Origin of the sequence: Franconibacter helveticus LMG 23732, from assembly GCF_000463115.2 — a bacterium.
Lineage (GTDB): Bacteria > Pseudomonadota > Gammaproteobacteria > Enterobacterales > Enterobacteriaceae > Franconibacter > Franconibacter helveticus.
Map to the genome: position 1 here is coordinate 1 of NZ_AWFX01000018.1, position 531 is coordinate 531.

General features: G+C 54.2%; 1 rRNA gene. It reads left to right on the forward strand.

The features are described 5' to 3' along the window. Positions 1-522, forward strand: a 16S ribosomal RNA gene (locus DW56_RS05935); the annotation flags it as partial. Positions 523-531: the final 9 nt, after the last annotated feature.

The window sequence follows — 531 nt, forward strand, 5'->3', positions numbered from 1 at the left end:
TTGGTGCCTTCGGGAACTCTGAGACAGGTGCTGCATGGCTGTCGTCAGCTCGTGTTGTGAAATGTTGGGTTAAGTCCCGCAACGAGCGCAACCCTTATCCTTTGTTGCCAGCGGTTCGGCCGGGAACTCAAAGGAGACTGCCGGTGATAAACCGGAGGAAGGTGGGGATGACGTCAAGTCATCATGGCCCTTACGGCCAGGGCTACACACGTGCTACAATGGCGCATACAAAGAGAAGCGACCTCGCGAGAGCAAGCGGACCTCATAAAGTGCGTCGTAGTCCGGATTGGAGTCTGCAACTCGACTCCATGAAGTCGGAATCGCTAGTAATCGTGGATCAGAATGCCACGGTGAATACGTTCCCGGGCCTTGTACACACCGCCCGTCACACCATGGGAGTGGGTTGCAAAAGAAGTAGGTAGCTTAACCTTCGGGAGGGCGCTTACCACTTTGTGATTCATGACTGGGGTGAAGTCGTAACAAGGTAACCGTAGGGGAACCTGCGGTTGGATCACCTCCTTACCTTAAAGA